Genomic DNA, 14,945 nt, shown 5'->3' with positions numbered 1-14,945 from the left:
CCCCGGCCAAACACATCCACCCACCCGGGCAGTTGCTTGGTCGGGCCGCCGGTTGCGGGGGTGGTCGGCTGGCCGAGCGCATCCATCCACCCGGGCAGTTGGCTCGCCGGGCCGCCGGTTCTTGGGGTGGTCGGCTGGGCAAGCGCATTCGCCTACCCGGGCATCCGGTCGCCGGGCCGCCGGTTTCGGGGGGTGGTCGGCTGGCGAGCAACACATCCACCCACCCGGGTGTTTGCTCGCTGGCCCGCTGGCCCGCTGGCCCGCCGGGCCCGCTGGCCCGCCGGGCCGCCGGGCCGCCGGGTTTCGGGGTGGTTGGCTGGTCAGGGGCAGCCACCTGCCTGGGTGCTTGCTCGCCGGGCCGTCGGTTTCGGGGGTGGTCGGCTGGCGAGCAACACATCCACCCACCCGGGTGTTTGCTCGCCGGGCCGCCGGGTCGCCGGGTTTCGGGGTGGTTGGCTGGTCAGGCGCAGCCACCTGCCTGGGTGTTTGCTCGCCGGGCCGCCGGTTTCGGGGGTGGTCGGCCGGCCGAGCGCACATCCACCCAGTCGGGCATGGGCGTCGCCGGGCTGGCGGTTGGTGGGGTGGTCGGCTGGGCAAGCACATCCGCCCACCCGGCACCTGCTTGGTCGGGCTGGCGGTTTTCGGGGTGGCCGGTTGTTGCTGCGCTGGTGGGGGTTGGGGTGGCGGGGGCGGTCAGTGGGGTGATCGTGGGGCGAGGAGCAGGCCGGTGACGGCGTCGGTGAGGGCCGCGCCGACCAGGGGCCAGTCGGCGGGGGTGTTGGTGTCGGCGGCGGTGCGTTCCTGTTCGGCGCAGGTGTGGATGACCGCGAGCCGGGCGGTCTGCCTGCGCAGGGCCGCCTCCGCGGCCGGGAGGTCGGGGACGTGTGCCCAGACCGCCGCGTTGCCCTCCTCGAGGAAGGTTGCCAGCAGTGGGTCGTCGTGCAGGCCCGCTGTGGCGCCCGGGTCCGTGTGGACCTGGGCGGTGAAGCGGGCGTACCAGCTCGGGTTGCCCAGTTCCGCCAGGTGCTCGGTGTAGGGGAGGACCAGGCTGGCGACGTGGTCGCGGGGCCGGGTGGACCCGCGCGCCAGCTCGACCAGTTCCCGGGTTCGGTGGGCGATGGGCTCCGCGTGTGCGCGGGTGATCGCGCGGAGCAGGTCGGTGCGGGTGCCGACGTGGTAGCTCAGCGCGGAGTTGTTGGCCTGGCCCGCCGCCTCGACGATGCGGCGGTTGGAGACCCGGGCGAGGCCGTGCTCGGCGAAGAGGCGTTCGGCGGTGCGCAGCAGCGACCCACGGGTGGCCTCGGCCTGCTCCCGCCGCGAAACCGGTCTCGGGAGCGCGGGTTCGCGCGACGACGTCTCGGTGTCCATGCGGTCATCCTCGCCCACCGCCGCCGTGGTGATGCGTTCCCCACTCCACGGCTTGTCGGTGACCGTTTCTCAGTCAAGCGTCTGACTTAATCGCTATGGTGGAACCGGACGGCTGTCCGAGCAACCGGTTCCCGGCGTTGCCCGCCGCGGGGCCAGTGAGGAGTCGAACGCATGACCACCGCGCAACCCCGCCCGTTCCCCTTCAGCCCGCCGCGCGGGTTGGAGCCCGAACCGCTGTTCGCCGAGCTGCGCAGGCAGGAGCCGCTGACCAGGGTGGTGCTCCCGTACGGGGAGCCCGCGTGGTTGGCGACCCGCTACGAGGACGTCAAGGTCGTCCTGGGCGACCCCCGGTTCAGCCGGGCGGCGGGCGCGGGCCGCGACGAGCCGAGGATGCGCCCGCACCCGGCGCCCCCGGGCAACATCCTGGGCATGGACCCGCCGGAGCACAGCAGGCTGCGCCGCCTGGTCACCAAGGCGTTCACCGTGCGCCGGGTCGAGCAACTGCGCCCGCGCACCCAGCAGATCGCCGACGACCTCGTCGACGCCGTGCTGGCCCAGGGTCCGCCCGCCGACCTGGTCGAGGCCTTCGCCCTGCCGCTGCCGATCACCGTCATCTGCGAACTGCTCGGCGTGCCCTTCGCCGACCGCGGCGACTTCCGGTACTGGTCCGACGCGTTCCTGTCCACGTCGAAGTACACCCCCGACGAGGTCCTGGAGTGCATGGGCAAGCTGCGCGAGTACATGGCGGGCCTGATCGCCGAACGCCGCGAGCACGCCACCGACGACCTCCTCGGCGCCCTGGTCATCGCCCGCGACGACGAGGACCGGCTCTCCGAGGACGAGATGCTGTCGCTGGCCGAGGGGCTGCTCGTCGCCGGGCACGAGACCACGGCCTCGCAGATCCCCAACTTCGTCCACGTGCTGCTGAGCCACCCCGAGCAACTGGCGGCGCTGCGCGCGGACCTCGACCTGGTCCCGCAGGCGGTCGAGGAGCTGATGCGCTTCGTCCCCCTCGGCGTGGGCGCGGGCATCGCCCGCTACGCCACCGAGGACGTCGAACTGAGCGGCGTCCTGGTCCGCGCGGGCGAACCGGTCCTCCCGGTCATGGCCTCGGCCAACCGCGACGAGTCGGTCTACCACGACCCCGACCACCTCGACCTCCAGCGCCAGGAGGCCTCCCACGTCGGTTTCGGCCACGGCCCGCACCACTGCCTCGGCGCCCCGCTCGCCCGCATGGAACTGCGCGTCGCCCTGGACACCCTCCTGCGGCGGCTGCCCGGCCTGCGCTTCGCCGGTGAGGGCATCGAGTGGAAGGACGGCCTGTCCACCCGCGGCCCGGCCCGCCTGCCCGTCACCTGGGACAACTGACCCACCCCGCGGTGGGCGACCCGCCGTCGCCCACCGCGGGTCTTCCCCGGTCATCGGCGCTTCGTCGTCCCGGTGGGCCGGTCGCGGTGGCCGCCCGGTCCCAAAGCCCCAACGGCGCGCGGATCGACCGCAGCGATGCCGGATCGGGCGGCACGCAATCCCGCCACCACCCGCTGGGCGTCACTGTTCCAAGGCGGTCCGCAGGGCGTCGACCAGGCGTTCGCGGAACGCGGCCATCGACGGAACCTCCTCGGCGACCTGACCGTCGGCGCCGTGGTACATGCCCGGCTCGACGTGCAAGGCGCACGGCACCCCGGCGGCCCGCAGGCGGTGGGCGTAGTCGACGTCCTCGTCGTGGAACAGGTCCAGGTCACCAACGCCGATCCACGCCGGGGGCAGACCGGTGAGGTCGGTGCGGCGGGCGGGCGCGGCGTACGGGCGGTCGTCGTCGACGCGCGGCGGGTGGCCCAGGTAGGCGGTCCAGCCGAAGCGGTTGGCGGCGGGCGTCCAGACGAAGGCACCGCGATTGCCGTGGTCGGTGCGCAGGACCGTCCGGTCGTCGAGCATCGGGTAGACCAACGCCTGGAACCGAACGGGCACACCGGTGTCGTACGCCCGCTGAGCCAGCGCGGCGGCCAACCCCGCACCCGCACTCTTCCCGCTGACGGCCACCCGGTCCGGGTCGACACCGAGCTCGGCGGCGTTGTCGTGCACCCACCGCAACACCCGGTAGCAGTCATCCAGCGCGGCGGGGTACGGGTGCTCCGGCGCCAGCCGGTAGTCCACGTTCACCACCAGCACGTCGAGTTCACCGGCCAAACGCGCACACCACGCATCACTGGCAGCCGCACTCCCCAACACCATCCCGCCGCCATGAATCCACACCACCACACCACCGGGCCGCCGACCACCTTCCTTGCGATGCACCGACACCCCGACAGCGGGAACCCCGCCCCCGGCGGGAACCGTCCGCTGCTCGGTCCGCACACCAGGGTGTGGCCGCGGCCGCGGCACCGACTGCTTCCGGAAGACGGCCAGGGTGACCGAGTTGAGGCTGAGCGGCAGGTACAGGGTCCACTGCCGCAGTTCCGGCGCCACGTCGGCCACCGCTCGGTGGCGGGCCAGCAGGCCCTTGGCGGCGAACCCGGCGCCGATCGCGGCCAGTCCGGCGAGCACCCGCCTCGGTGTTGAGCTCACGGTGTCGTGCCTCCTCCATCAAACCGCCCGCACGCGCTCGGTCGGGCGGTTCAGCGGTGCCGCTCCTGGTCGTACTCAGTGGAAGCGCCCATGCCTCGAAGAACACGGGCACTGCCCTCGCAGAAGCCTGCCAGGTCGTCCGCTCGCTGTGGGCCCGGGTGCCGGCAGCGCCCCGCCATACTCCTGACCGCCCCGCCACCACCGCGCGCCGAAAATCGTGCCCAACACAGTAAGTAACCAGGGGACTACACTTGCCCGGTTCGGCGCGAAAGTGATGCTAAAATCCACTTCGAGCATCTAAAGGCGCAGGTCAAGAGTCTTCCCCGCGCGAGCGGGGCTGTTCCGTCCAGGCCGCACCCGGGCTCCCACTGGTCGTAGTCTTCCCCGCGCGAGCGGGGCTGTTCCCTACCTGGTCGGCATCCTGACCGCGGTCGCCGGGTCTTCCCCGCGCGAGCGGGGCTGTTCCCCCGCTGACCGGCACTCCGCGAAGGAGCACGCCGTCTTCCCCGCGCGAGCGGGGCTGTTCGGCGTGGTTCGAGGTCGCGGCCTGCGGTGGTTCTCGGGGCGCTCAGGTCCCGACCGGGTGATCAGACGCGTTGCCGCGATTCTGAATCATCGGGTGGGTTGTGCTCTGTGCTGTGGGGGCGGACCGGGATACGATCATGGTCCGGAGTTCACGTCCGAGGAACGGGAGGCACGCGTCAGGTGCGGGACCGTGGCGGCTGCAGGCTGCGGCGTTCGTCCCGCGACGCGGCGAGATGATGGTTGGCATCAAGATCGAGGCGGTGGAACGGTCGGTCGACGACGTCTTCAGCGAGGACTACCGCTTCACCATTCCGCTCTACCAGCGTCCCTACGCGTGGACGACCGAGCAGGCGGGGGAACTCTTCGACGACTTGGTCGTGGCGGCGTCCGGGGACGCGCCCCTGGAGGAGGTCGATCCGTACTTCCTCGGCAGCATCGTCCTGATCAAGGAGGTGGGGAAGCCCGATTCGCAGGTGGTGGACGGGCAGCAGCGCCTCACCACCTTGGCGCTGTTGCTCGGTGCGCTGCGCCTGCACGTCCACGATGACTTCGCCGCCTCTCTCGACAAGCGGCTCCTGCAGGAGGGGGACCCGCTCAAGGGGACCATCGACCAGTCGCGGTTGACCTTGCGTGGCAATGACCAGGCGTTCTACGTCAAGCACCTGCAAGCCCCGGCGGCGTTGGCCGAGGCGGCCACCCTGTCCGTCGACACCCTGCTCGACAGCCAGCGCAACCTGCTGCTGAATTCGCGGTTGTTCCTGGAGCGGCTCGGTGAGCTGTCCGAGGCCGAGTGCACGCGGCTGGTCCTGTTCGTCGTCCAGCGGACCTTCCTGGTCATCGTTTCCACTCAGGACTTCAACTCCGCCTTCCGCGTCTTCACCGTGCTCAACGAGCGCGGGCTCGACCTGACCCACTTCGACATCTTGAAGTCCGAGGTCATCAGCACGATCCCGGACGCGGACCGGGAGAGCTACGCCAAGAAGTGGGAAGAGGAGGAGAACGCCCTCGGGCGCCCCGGCTTCAACGAGTTGTTCTCCCACATCCGCATGGTCTTCGCCAAGACCAAGGCGCGGGGGTCCATCCTCAAGGAGTTCCGCAGCGCGGTCCTCACCGGGCAGCGCACCGGGCGCGCGTTCATCGACGACGTGCTCGTGCCGCTCTCCGGTGCCTACGCCACGGTGACCCGGGCCGACTACGCGGCTCCCGGTGGCGCTGATGCCGTCAACAACCTGTTGCGGTGGTTGGGCCGCATCGACAACGTGGACTGGATTCCGCCCGCCATCGCCCACCTCAGTCGCCCCACCACCGACGCGGCGTCGTTGCGGGAGTTCCTCACCGGGCTGGAGCGGCTCGCCGCGAGCATGCTCATCCGGCGGGTCGACACCACCCGGCGCATCGAGCGCTACGGTCGGGTGCTCACCGCGTTGGAGACGGGGGAGGACCTGTATCGCCCCGATTCCCCGCTGCAACTCACCGAGGCCGAGAAGCGGGACACCCTGCTGTGCCTCGGGGAGGACCTCTACACCGCCGCCCGCGTCCGCCTCTACGTCCTGCGCCGCCTGGACGCGGCGCTGTCCGACAGTGGCGTCACCTACGACCACCGGATCGTCACCGTGGAGCACGTGTTGCCGCAGTCCCCGGCGGCGGACAGCCGGTGGAACCGCGACTTCACCCCGGACGAGCAACTGCACTGGCGGCACAGGTTGGCCAACCTGGTCCTGCTCAACCGCCGGAAGAACACGGCTGCGGCCAACTACGACTTCGACGTCAAGAAGGCGAAGTACTTCACCAGCGTCAACGGCGTTTCCTCCTTCGCGTTGACCACGCAGGTGCTCACCGTCGACGAGTGGACCCCGTCGGTGCTCGAGGAACGCCAACAGCAGCTCCTCGACACCTTGGCCGCGGTGTGGTCACTGCGCTGACGACCTCAGCGCAGGCCGCGCTTCCACTGCATCCACGGGGAGTCGGGAACCTCGGTCACCCGGCCGCCGTCGACCGTGATGGTGCGGTCGGTGATGGCTGCCAGGGCTTGGTGGTCGTGGCCGATCAGCAGCAGGGCCACGCCGGTGCGGGTGGCCGCGCTGTCCAGGGTTCGCAGGGTGGTGGCCCGGGTGGTGGCGTCCAGGCCGCTGGTGACCTCGTCGCAGATCAGGAGGCGGGGGTGGGCGAGGAGGGCTCGGGCGAGGGCGCAGCGCTTGAGCTGGCCGCCGGAGAGTTGGTGGGGGTGGCGGGTGCCGACGAAGAGGCCGAAGGCGTCGAGCAGGGCGGTGGCTTCCGCTCGGGCCTCGGGTTCGGGGAGGCCGCGCAGCCGGGTCGCGGTGGCGGCGACCTGGCCCAGGACGTCGCGGAATTCGTCGAAGGAAGCGTGGGCGTCCTGGTGCACGTATTGGATCGCCCGGAGCTGTTCCCGTGAGCGTTCGCGGACGTGCGCGAGGAGGGGCAGGCCGTCGAGCGTGGTGGAGCCCCCGGAAGGCGGGAGGAGACCGGCGATCGCGCGGGCCAGTGTGGTCTTGCCCGCTCCGGACGGGCCGATCACCGCGGTTCGGCTCGCCTCGGTCAGGGTCAGGTCCGTCGGTCGCAACAGGACCGTGTGTCCCGCTCGCACGGTGAGGCCCGCCGCGACGACCACGGGTGGTGTGTTCGCTACCGGGCCCGGTGGGAGCGGGGGGTCCTCGGTCAGGAGGGCGGCGGTGCCGAGGTGCCGGGGATCGGTGAGCACCGCGTCGGCGGGGCCGGTTTCGATCAGGGCGCCGTGTTCGAGGACGGCGATGTCGTCGGCGGTCGCGCGGGCCAGGTCCAGGTCGTGGGTGAGGAGCAGGAGGGCCATTCCGGCTGTGGACAGCGCTCGCAGGCGTTCGGCGAGGCGTTCGCGGGATCGGGGGTCGAGGCCGGTGGAGGGTTCGTCGAGCACCAGCAGGCTCGGGGCGGTCACCAGGGTGGTGGCCAGCGCCATCCGCTGCTGCTGACCGCCGGACAGCTGGTGCGGGAACCGGTGCCAGTGCTCGGGATCGAGCCCGGCCGCGTGCAGGGCGCGTTCGGCGGCGGCGACCCGGGTGGCTCGGCCGCGGTGGCCGACCGCGGCCAGTTCGACCAGGACGGAACCGCACCGCCGCACCGGGTCCAGCACGGCGCCCGGGTGCTGCGGCAGGTGCCCCACCGCCCCCGCCCGCGCCCGCCGCCGATCGCGGGGACCGAGACCCAGCAACTCGATCCCCCCGAGCCGCACGGTCCCGCCCAACCGCACACCGCGCCGGGATTCGCCGAGCGCGGCCAGGCCGAGCGTGGTCTTGCCCGCACCGGAACCGCCCAGCACCGCGAGCACCCGCCCGGCTCCCAGCCGCAGGGAGACGTCCTCGAGCAGCGCGCGGTCGCCCGCGTCCGCGCGGAGTCCGTCGAGCCGCAGCAGGGTCATCCGGTCCTCCGCCCGCGCCCCAGGACCGAGTCCGCGACCAGGTTGGCGCCCACGCACAACCCCACCAGCAGCGCCGAGGGCACCAGCACCACCGCGGGCTGCGCGTCCAGGGCGTCGCTGTTGCGGTCGATGACCACGGCCCAGTCCACCGACCCCGACGGCAGGCCCAGCCCCAGGAAGTTCGCCGACGCCACCAATCCCAGCACCAGCGCGACCCGTGTTCCCGCGTCGGTGGCCACCGGCCCCAGCGCGGACCGGGCGACGTACCCGACGTGGATTCGCCACCACGACTGCCCCTGCAGGTACAGCGCCTCCACCGCCACCCGGCACCCCGGTGCCAGCGCCGCCGCCCGCACGACCCGGACCACCGCGGGCACCTGCACCGCCGCCGCGGTGAACACCAGCACCACCGCCCCGCGGTGCCCGGTGGCCGCGAGCACCATCAGCACCAGCAGCGACGGGAACGCCAGCACCAGGTCCAGCCCGCGCATCAGGACCTCGTCGACCACCCGCCGCTGCCCGGCCGCCACCAACCCGACCGGCACGCCGACGCCGTAGGCCAGCCCCAGCGCCGCCGCGGTGAACCCCACCACCGACAGGCCGCCGGAGAGCACCACCGCCAGCACGTCGCGCCCCAGCACGTCGGTTCCCAGCGGGTGCCCGGCCCCCGGGGGCGCCGACGGCGCACCGACCGGGTCGACCGACCCGGCCACCAGCGGTCCGCCCAGTGCCACCAGCAGCGGGACCACCAGCAACACCCACCCCAGCGCCCGGCTCACCGCAGCACCAGCTCCCGGCGCGGGGTCAGCCGGTGGGCGACCAGGTCCGCCGCCAGGTTGCCCAGCACCACCACCCCGGCGAAGACCAGCACGTACCCCTGGATCTGCGGTATGTCGCGGTTCTGCACCGCCTCCACGAACCCCGTCCCCAACCCCGGCACCGCGAACAGCGACTCCACCACCACCGCGCCCGTGAGCAAACCCTCCACCGTCCGCGCGAGCTGCTGCACCACCGGCGCCGAGGCCCCCGGCAGCACGTGGCGCAGCACGACCGCGTGCTCCGGGAGGCCGAGCAACCGCAGGTGCCCGGCCACCTCGCCCGCGCTGTGCTCCGCCACGCCGATGCGGATCTGCCGCGCCAGGTCGCACAGCTGCCGCGCCACCAGCACGGTCACCGGCAGCACCAGCACCTCCGGCCGGGCGAGCAGGTCCACCCCGGCCGCGGTCGCCGGGAACAGGCCGCCGTGCACGGCCAGGCCCGCCACCAGCAGCAGGCCGAGGACGAACTCCGGCACCGCGTGCAGCAGCACCGCGACCGACGTCAGCACCCGGTCCACCCGGGAGCCCTCCCGCAGCCCGCTCGCCACCCCGACCAGCAGGGCCAGCGGCAGCAGCACGAGCAGCGTGACCCCCGCGAGCAGCGCCGTGGCGGCCAAGCGGCGACCGATCTCCTCCGCCACCGGCAGGGCGGTCACCAGGGATTCACCCAGGTCACCGGTGAACAGGCCGGAAATCCAGTGTCCGAATCGGACGGTCAGCGGCTGGTCCAGGCCCAGGCGGGCGCGGACGACCGCGACGTCCTCCGGTGCGGCGTGCTCGGTCAGCACCACCGAGGACGCGTCGCCGGGGAGCAGGGCGGTCATGCCGAACGTGGCCACCAGGACGACCAGCGCCTGCACCGCGGACAGCCCCAGGCGCCTGGCCGGGTAGCCCGGCACCTCAGGACAGGGTGACGCGGTCGAACCTGGCCCAGTCGGCGGTGTTCGGCGGGGCGCCCACCACACCGGACACCCGCTTCGACGTGGCCACCGTCCAGTTGCTGAACCCCCAGGCGAGCAGCCCGGCTCGGTCGTGGGTGATCCGCTGGGCCTCGGCGAGCAGGGCCAGCCGCTGCCGCTCGTCGGCGGTGGCGACGGCGCGGTCCAGCAGGTCGTCGAAGTCGGGGGAGGTGAAGCCGTTGGTGTTGCTGGAGCCCCGGGTGCGGAAGCGCTGCTTGAGGAAGGTGGGCACGGGCAGGGTGGCGGTGCGGGTGTGCGCGGCGACGCCCTTGGTCTTGATCTCGGTGAAGTAGGTGCTCGACGCGCGGGTGCTGGGGGTGACGACCAGGCCGATCTCCGAGAGCTGGCGGGAGATGAGCGTCGCCGCCGTCTCGAAGCAGGGGTCGATGTCGCTGGTCTCCAGCGGGAACGCCAGGCCCTCGGCACCGGCCTCGCGGACCAGCGCGCGGGCCGCGTCCACGTCCCGGGTGCGCTGGGGCAGGTCGGCGGCGTACCCGCGCAGGCCCTTGCCGAACAGGTCGTTGCCCACCTCGCCGCGCCCGGACAGGGCGATCCGGTTCAGCTCGTCGCGGTCCACGCCCAGCAGCACGGCCCGCACCAGCCGGGGGTCGGAGAACGGCGGCTCGGTGAGCCGCAGGGCCACGCCCTGCATGGTCGTCAGCCTCGTCTCCAGCAGCGACACCCCGGACTCGCCGGTGAGCCGGGCCGCGGTGCCCGTCGCCAGGTCGTGGGCGTAGTCGACCTGGCCGGACAGCAGGGCGTTGACCCGCGCCGCCTCCTCGTTGACCGGGACGAACTCCAGTTCCGCCACGGTCGGCCGACCCTCCCAGTGACCCTCCCAGGCGTGGAACACGGCCGGGCCGCCCGGGGTGAAGGACCCGAAGCGGAACGGCCCCGAACCGACCGGGGCGGTGAAGTCCGTGGTCCCGGCGGGCACGATCTCGGTCCCGGGAGCGCCCAGCCCCGAGGCGAACTCGAAGTCCGGCGCGGCCAGCACGAACTCCACCTCGGTGGGGGACAGCGCCCGGCTCGCGCCGAAGTCCACCGTGGCGAAGTACTGCCGCGACGACGACGCCACCGCCGGGTCGGCCACCCGCCGCAGGCTGTGGAGCACGTCCTCGGCGGTCACCGGCTTGTTGTCGTGGAACGCGGCTTTCCGCAGCTTGACCCGCCACCGCCGCCCGGTGGGGTCGCTCTCCCAGGACTCGGCCAGCCGGGGCCGCAGCGACATGTCCGCGTTGTAGGCGACGAGGGTGTCGAACAGGGCTTTCGCCCGCGCTTGGTCGACGAACAGCGACACCAGCGCCGGGTCCAGCGTCTCCTTCGACCCGCCCGCGGCGAACGCGACCCGCAGTCGCCCGGACGCGGCGGGACCGGTGCCCGCGCAGGCGGTCAGGGGACCGAGGACGGCGGCCCCGAGGACACCGCCCAGCAGCGTGCGGCGGGAGAACTGGACCATGGTGGCGACCTCCGGGACGGCGAGTGCTGTCCCGGGCGTCCGCGCGGTGCGGAACGGGACCCGTTCCGCACTCCGCGACAGACAGGGTTGTTCGTGTTCCCGGGCGGGCATTCCGACTCGTGGCGCGCGGCCACTCACGGTTGCGGGTCAGCGCCGGATTCGCACCGGCTTCCCCCGCCAGGGGACTGTTCGGTTGTGCGAGGACCGTAGCCCACGGCCCGTGCCCGGTGGCACGTGACTCCGGGCACGGTGCGACGTCCGCTCCGGTTCAGCCGAAGGTGACGGACTCGGTCTTGACCGTTCCCGCCCGGCGCCCAGGAGCGGTGTGGTAGTCCCAGCAGAGGTTGGTGTGGTCGATCACCTTGTCCGGCGCCGGGGCGCCCCACTCGGAGAGGTCTTCGGTGGTGTGCGCGTCGGCCACGAGGGTTGTGTCGTAGCCGCGGGTGATCGCGCCGTGCAGGGTGCCCCGGATGCACGCGTCGCTGTGGGCGCCGCTGATGAGGAGGTTGCCCACCCGGTGTTCCGCGAGCACCGCCTCCAGGTCGGTGTCGTCGAAGGAGTCGGCGTAGGCCTTGTGCACCACCGGTTCCGACTCGCCCAGGGCCAGTTCGGGGACGTACTGCCACTTCTCGCTGCCCCGGGGGAACTCGTCCGAGTGGTGCTGCACCCACACGACGGTCGTGCCCGCCGCGCGGGCCCGGTCGACCAGGGTGGCGATGTTGGCGATGACACCCTCCCGGTTGTGCGTCCCCGCCATGACCCCGTTCTGGACGTCGATGACGAGCAACGCGGTGTTCGGGCGGTCGGTCAGGGTGGTCATGTCGCTCCTCTGTGTCGGGTGTGGGACCACGGTAGGACCGAGCACCGACAGGATCGCCGGGTTTTCGCCGCGGAACGGCCTGTGGATACGAAGAGTGCGAATCCGATCACACACCGCTACCCTTGGCGGCTCGTGGTCGAGTGCGAGTCGGGGGAACTGCCGGTGAAGGCGAAGGTGTGGGCGCGAATCGCCCTGGTCGTGCTGTTGTCGTTGGTGGGGCTCGGCGGTGTGGCCTCGGCCGCTCAGGTTCGGCGGGTGCCGGTGGTGCTGTTCCCGGCCTTCCACCTGAGCAGGTTGGAAGTCGTGGTGGCGGGCCAGACGGCGGCGCCGGAGTGCCCCAGGACCGGCCGTTTCCAGGACTGGTACCGCAACGACCGGCCGAGCGCCGATTTCAGCCAGGTGTGCCAGGACAAGCTGCTGACCCTGCGGTACAGGGCCGACCGGGCGGTGCCGATGTCCGCGCGCTTCTCCGAGCAACCCGGGGTGCGCGTGCGCCTGGTCGACTTCGGACGGACCTCCAGCGCCCCCTTCTACGAAACCATGTACCGCAGGCTGGAGTCGGTGGGCTACGTCCGCGACCGGGACATCCGGGTGGCCGGTTACGACTCGCGCCTGACCCCCGACATGGGCGGCTTCCTGCCCCGGACCGTGCGCCTCATCGAGGACACCGTGCGCGCCAACGGCGGCCGGAAGGTCCACCTCGTCGGCCACTCCAACGGCCCGCTGTACGCCCACTACCTCCTGACCCACACCACCCGCGAGTGGCGCGATCGGCACATCCACGGCTTCACCCCGATCGCGGGCAACTTCCCCGGCCAGGGCCTGCTGTACCCGACCCTGTTCACCGGCCTGAACATCCAGGACTTCGGCTACCCCACCACGGTCGAGAACGCCGAGAGCAGCGCCCGCATGTACCAGGCCGCCCCTTCCACCTACATGAGCGCCGCCGACCCCGAGGTCTTCGGGGACCGGGAGGTCGTCCTCACCGACCGGTCGACGGGCCGCTCCTACACGCCCCGCGACCACCCCCGCCTCCTCGCCGACGCGAACCTCCCCGTCGCGGCCGAGATCGCCCGCCACTACGTGGGATTCGTGGAGTTCACCAGCCCCCGGTGGTTCCCGAACGTCGACGTCCACGCTGAGAAGGGCTCCGGCCTGTCGACGGTGGTGGGCGCCACCCTGCCCGACCTCCGCACCGGCCAACTCTTCACCCCGCCCCAGTTCCTCACCCGGGACGGCGACGGCAACCAGGAAGACCTCACCAACGACGCCGTCCGCGTCTGGAACGCCATGCGCCACCACCACTTCTCCCTGACCGACAACCCCGGTGTGGACCACTTCGCCCTTCCCAACGACCCCCAGGTGCTGGACCGCCTGGTCGCCACCCTCCAGACCCCGTGAGCACCGGGCAACCGGCACCGGGCTCCCGCGCCCCGCTGGCAGGCGCGGTGTCCTGCTGGGTCCTGGCGGTGGCGGTGTACCTGATCGCCGAGGCGGTCGCCGCCGCGGCTTTCCCCGGCTACTCCTACGCGACGAACTACATCAGCGACCTCGGCGTCCCGGAGGTCGCGACGGTCGACGGGCGTGCGATCGACTCACCGCTGCACGCGGTCATGAACGCGGGTTTCATCGCCCACGGCGTCCTGTTCGTCGTCGCCGCGCTCCTCGCCGCCCGCGCGGCGCCCGTGCGGCACCGCCGCTGGTTCGTCGCGCTCGCGGTCGTCCACGGCGTCGGCATCGCCCTGGTCGGCATCTTCTCCGGCAGCCAGGAAGCCCTGGAGAGCGGGCTCGCCGCCTTCCACGTCATCGGCGCGGCCATGGCCATCATCGGTGGCAACCTCACCGCGATCATCGCCAGCCGCACGGCACGCCACGGCGTCTCAGCCCTGAGCCTCGCCCTCGGAGTCGTGGGCATCGTGAGTGTGGTGATGCTCGTGGTCGACTCCGGGACGACCGCGATCGACCTCCTGCCGGACGGCATCTGGGAGCGCCTGTCGGTCTACACGATCCAGGCGTGGGAACTCGTCGCCGCCGCTGCGACACTCGTCTGGCTCCGCCGCGCCCCGATGCCTTGAGGGCGGTGTCGAGCGGGTCGCGGCCGCGCTGGTGGTCAGCCGCGGGTCAGCTCGGTGGAGACGGCCCAGAGGCGCTGCGCGGTGGCGGGGTCGAGAGCCCGTTCCTTGACGCCGTGCGGGTGGTCGGCCATGGCGGCGTCGTCGGGCACGGTGTACGCCTCCCGGGCGTCGTCGAGGTAGTGCCCGCCCGTGCGGGCGAACTGCGGCGCGACCGCGGCGACGACGGTGGTCGCGGCGCCCTGCCCGATCGTCCTGTAGCCGAAGACGCCTGCGGCTTCGGCCGCGTCGAGGGACCGCCTCTGCGCCGGGGTGAAGTTCCGCTGCAACCCGGTCACGATCCCACCGGGGTTCACCGCGTTCGCGAAGATCCCGTCGGCGGCTCGTCGGCTGATGGCGTCCGCGACTGCTCGACCGGCGGCCGCGTTCCGGACGGCGAGGGTCACCTCGGCGCCGGAGGCCGCGAGGGCGCGGGCCGTTTCGGCGCCGATTCCCGAGGACGCGCCGGTCACGTCGAACGCCGGCACCGCGAGCCGCCGGGACGCGGTGCTCGAATCGGCGCTGCTCACCTTCGCCCGCCACGGCTACCGCAAGACCTCCATGGAGGAGGTGGCGCGAACGGCCCGGATCTCCCGGCCGGGCCTGTACTTCTTGTTCGAGTTCGAGGAAACGCTGTTCCGGGCCGCGTTCACCCGGGCACTGGAACAGGACCTCGCCGCGGCCGAGGCGTTCCTCGCCGCCACCGATCGGCCGCTGCGCGAGCGCCTGGCCGGAGCCTTCGACCGTTGGGCCGGGACGTCACGAACGTCATCGAGCAGAACCCGGACCTGCTCGGTGGGATTGTCGAAACCGCGCCGCTCCGCTTCGCGGACCTCCTCACCGACGCGATCGCCGAGACCGTGGAGCGGGCGTCCGCGATCCGGATCGCGCAAACGCTGATCAGCGTC

General features: G+C 72.4%; 13 protein-coding genes and 1 riboswitch. Of the genes, 5 read left to right on the top strand and 8 right to left on the bottom strand.

Going from position 1 to position 14,945, the window contains the following annotated elements:
• Positions 1-693: 693 nt before the first annotated feature.
• The gene (locus tag UO65_RS11665) at positions 694-1,368 is read right to left on the bottom strand and encodes a TetR/AcrR family transcriptional regulator (RefSeq protein ID WP_052021045.1); all 675 of its coding nucleotides are present in this window, start codon (positions 1,366-1,368) and stop codon (positions 694-696) included.
• 171 nt (positions 1,369-1,539) lie between these two features.
• Here UO65_RS11665 and UO65_RS11660 point away from each other — a divergent pair, with 171 nt between their 5' ends.
• A complete protein-coding gene (locus UO65_RS11660) occupies positions 1,540-2,736 on the top strand; it encodes a cytochrome P450 (RefSeq protein ID WP_035281603.1) in 1,197 nt (398 codons plus the stop codon).
• A gap of 180 nt (positions 2,737-2,916) precedes the next feature.
• Here UO65_RS11660 and UO65_RS11655 read toward each other — a convergent pair whose 3' ends face one another.
• Complete coding sequence (locus UO65_RS11655; protein ID WP_035281601.1) at positions 2,917-3,933, bottom strand: alpha/beta hydrolase; 1,017 nt, start codon at positions 3,931-3,933, stop codon at positions 2,917-2,919.
• A gap of 758 nt (positions 3,934-4,691) precedes the next feature.
• On the opposite strand from UO65_RS11655, the gene UO65_RS11650 reads away from it, so the two are divergent.
• Positions 4,692-6,380 (top strand): DUF262 domain-containing protein, encoded by a 1,689-nt coding sequence (locus UO65_RS11650; RefSeq protein WP_161784450.1) that lies wholly within the window; start codon positions 4,692-4,694, stop codon positions 6,378-6,380.
• A gap of 5 nt (positions 6,381-6,385) precedes the next feature.
• On the opposite strand, the gene UO65_RS11645 is transcribed toward UO65_RS11650, so the two are convergent.
• The 5 genes from UO65_RS11645 to UO65_RS11625 all read right to left on the bottom strand — a co-directional run bounded on the left by UO65_RS11645 (position 6,386) and on the right by UO65_RS11625 (position 11,926).
• Positions 6,386-7,870, bottom strand: coding sequence for an ABC transporter ATP-binding protein (locus UO65_RS11645; protein ID WP_035281596.1), 1,485 nt, complete (start codon positions 7,868-7,870; stop codon positions 6,386-6,388).
• On the bottom strand, positions 7,867-8,649 hold the full coding sequence (locus UO65_RS11640; protein ID WP_035281594.1) for an ABC transporter permease: 783 nt from the start codon (positions 8,647-8,649) through the stop codon (positions 7,867-7,869). Before UO65_RS11640 ends, UO65_RS11645 begins: the two co-directional genes overlap by 4 nt.
• Complete coding sequence (locus UO65_RS11635) at positions 8,646-9,587, bottom strand: ABC transporter permease (protein WP_035281592.1); 942 nt, start codon at positions 9,585-9,587, stop codon at positions 8,646-8,648. Before UO65_RS11635 ends, UO65_RS11640 begins: the two co-directional genes overlap by 4 nt.
• Before the next feature lies 1 nt (position 9,588).
• Positions 9,589-11,106, bottom strand: coding sequence for an ABC transporter substrate-binding protein (locus UO65_RS11630; protein ID WP_052021044.1), 1,518 nt, complete (start codon positions 11,104-11,106; stop codon positions 9,589-9,591).
• An 85-nt stretch (positions 11,107-11,191) separates the two neighbouring features.
• Positions 11,192-11,330, bottom strand: a riboswitch (cobalamin riboswitch).
• 44 nt (positions 11,331-11,374) lie between these two features.
• Positions 11,375-11,926 (bottom strand): cysteine hydrolase family protein, encoded by a 552-nt coding sequence (locus UO65_RS11625; protein WP_035281590.1) that lies wholly within the window; start codon positions 11,924-11,926, stop codon positions 11,375-11,377.
• A 132-nt stretch (positions 11,927-12,058) separates the two neighbouring features.
• Here UO65_RS11625 and UO65_RS11620 point away from each other — a divergent pair, with 132 nt between their 5' ends.
• Both UO65_RS11620 and UO65_RS11615 read left to right on the top strand, forming a co-directional pair.
• Positions 12,059-13,327, top strand: coding sequence for a lipase/acyltransferase domain-containing protein (locus UO65_RS11620; protein WP_035281588.1), 1,269 nt, complete (start codon positions 12,059-12,061; stop codon positions 13,325-13,327).
• Positions 13,324-14,001, top strand: a complete 678-nt coding sequence (locus tag UO65_RS11615) for a DUF998 domain-containing protein (protein ID WP_052021043.1) — start codon at positions 13,324-13,326, stop codon at positions 13,999-14,001. The genes UO65_RS11620 and UO65_RS11615 overlap by 4 nt, the downstream gene beginning before the upstream one ends.
• A gap of 35 nt (positions 14,002-14,036) precedes the next feature.
• Here UO65_RS11615 and UO65_RS11610 read toward each other — a convergent pair whose 3' ends face one another.
• Positions 14,037-14,567, bottom strand: a complete 531-nt coding sequence (locus UO65_RS11610; protein ID WP_084175475.1) for an SDR family NAD(P)-dependent oxidoreductase — start codon at positions 14,565-14,567, stop codon at positions 14,037-14,039.
• Here UO65_RS11610 and UO65_RS34555 point away from each other — a divergent pair.
• Positions 14,545-14,937: a TetR/AcrR family transcriptional regulator gene (locus UO65_RS34555; protein ID WP_200873362.1), complete on the top strand. Its 393-nt coding sequence runs from the start codon at positions 14,545-14,547 to the stop codon at positions 14,935-14,937. The two genes, UO65_RS11610 and UO65_RS34555, sit on opposite strands and share 23 nt — an antisense overlap.
• The last annotated feature ends 8 nt before the right edge of the window (positions 14,938-14,945 follow it).

Origin of the sequence: Actinokineospora spheciospongiae (assembly GCF_000564855.1) — a bacterium.
Lineage (GTDB): Bacteria > Actinomycetota > Actinomycetes > Mycobacteriales > Pseudonocardiaceae > Actinokineospora > Actinokineospora spheciospongiae.
This window is presented reverse-complemented; position numbering and strand designations above follow the sequence as displayed.

Bases quoted from the DNA above. Each gene is read 5' to 3' on its own strand.
- UO65_RS11650 (WP_161784450.1), top strand. From the start codon at position 4,692: ATGATGGTTGGCATCAAGATCGAGGCGGTGGAACGGTCGGTCGACGAC.
- UO65_RS11665 (WP_052021045.1), bottom strand. From the start codon at position 1,368: ATGGACACCGAGACGTCGTCGCGCGAACCCGCGCTCCCGAGACCGGTT.
- UO65_RS11625 (WP_035281590.1), bottom strand. From the start codon at position 11,926: ATGACCACCCTGACCGACCGCCCGAACACCGCGTTGCTCGTCATCGAC.
- UO65_RS11660 (WP_035281603.1), top strand. From the start codon at position 1,540: ATGACCACCGCGCAACCCCGCCCGTTCCCCTTCAGCCCGCCGCGCGGG.
- UO65_RS11645 (WP_035281596.1), bottom strand. From the start codon at position 7,870: ATGACCCTGCTGCGGCTCGACGGACTCCGCGCGGACGCGGGCGACCGC.
- UO65_RS11630 (WP_052021044.1), bottom strand. From the start codon at position 11,106: ATGGTCCAGTTCTCCCGCCGCACGCTGCTGGGCGGTGTCCTCGGGGCC.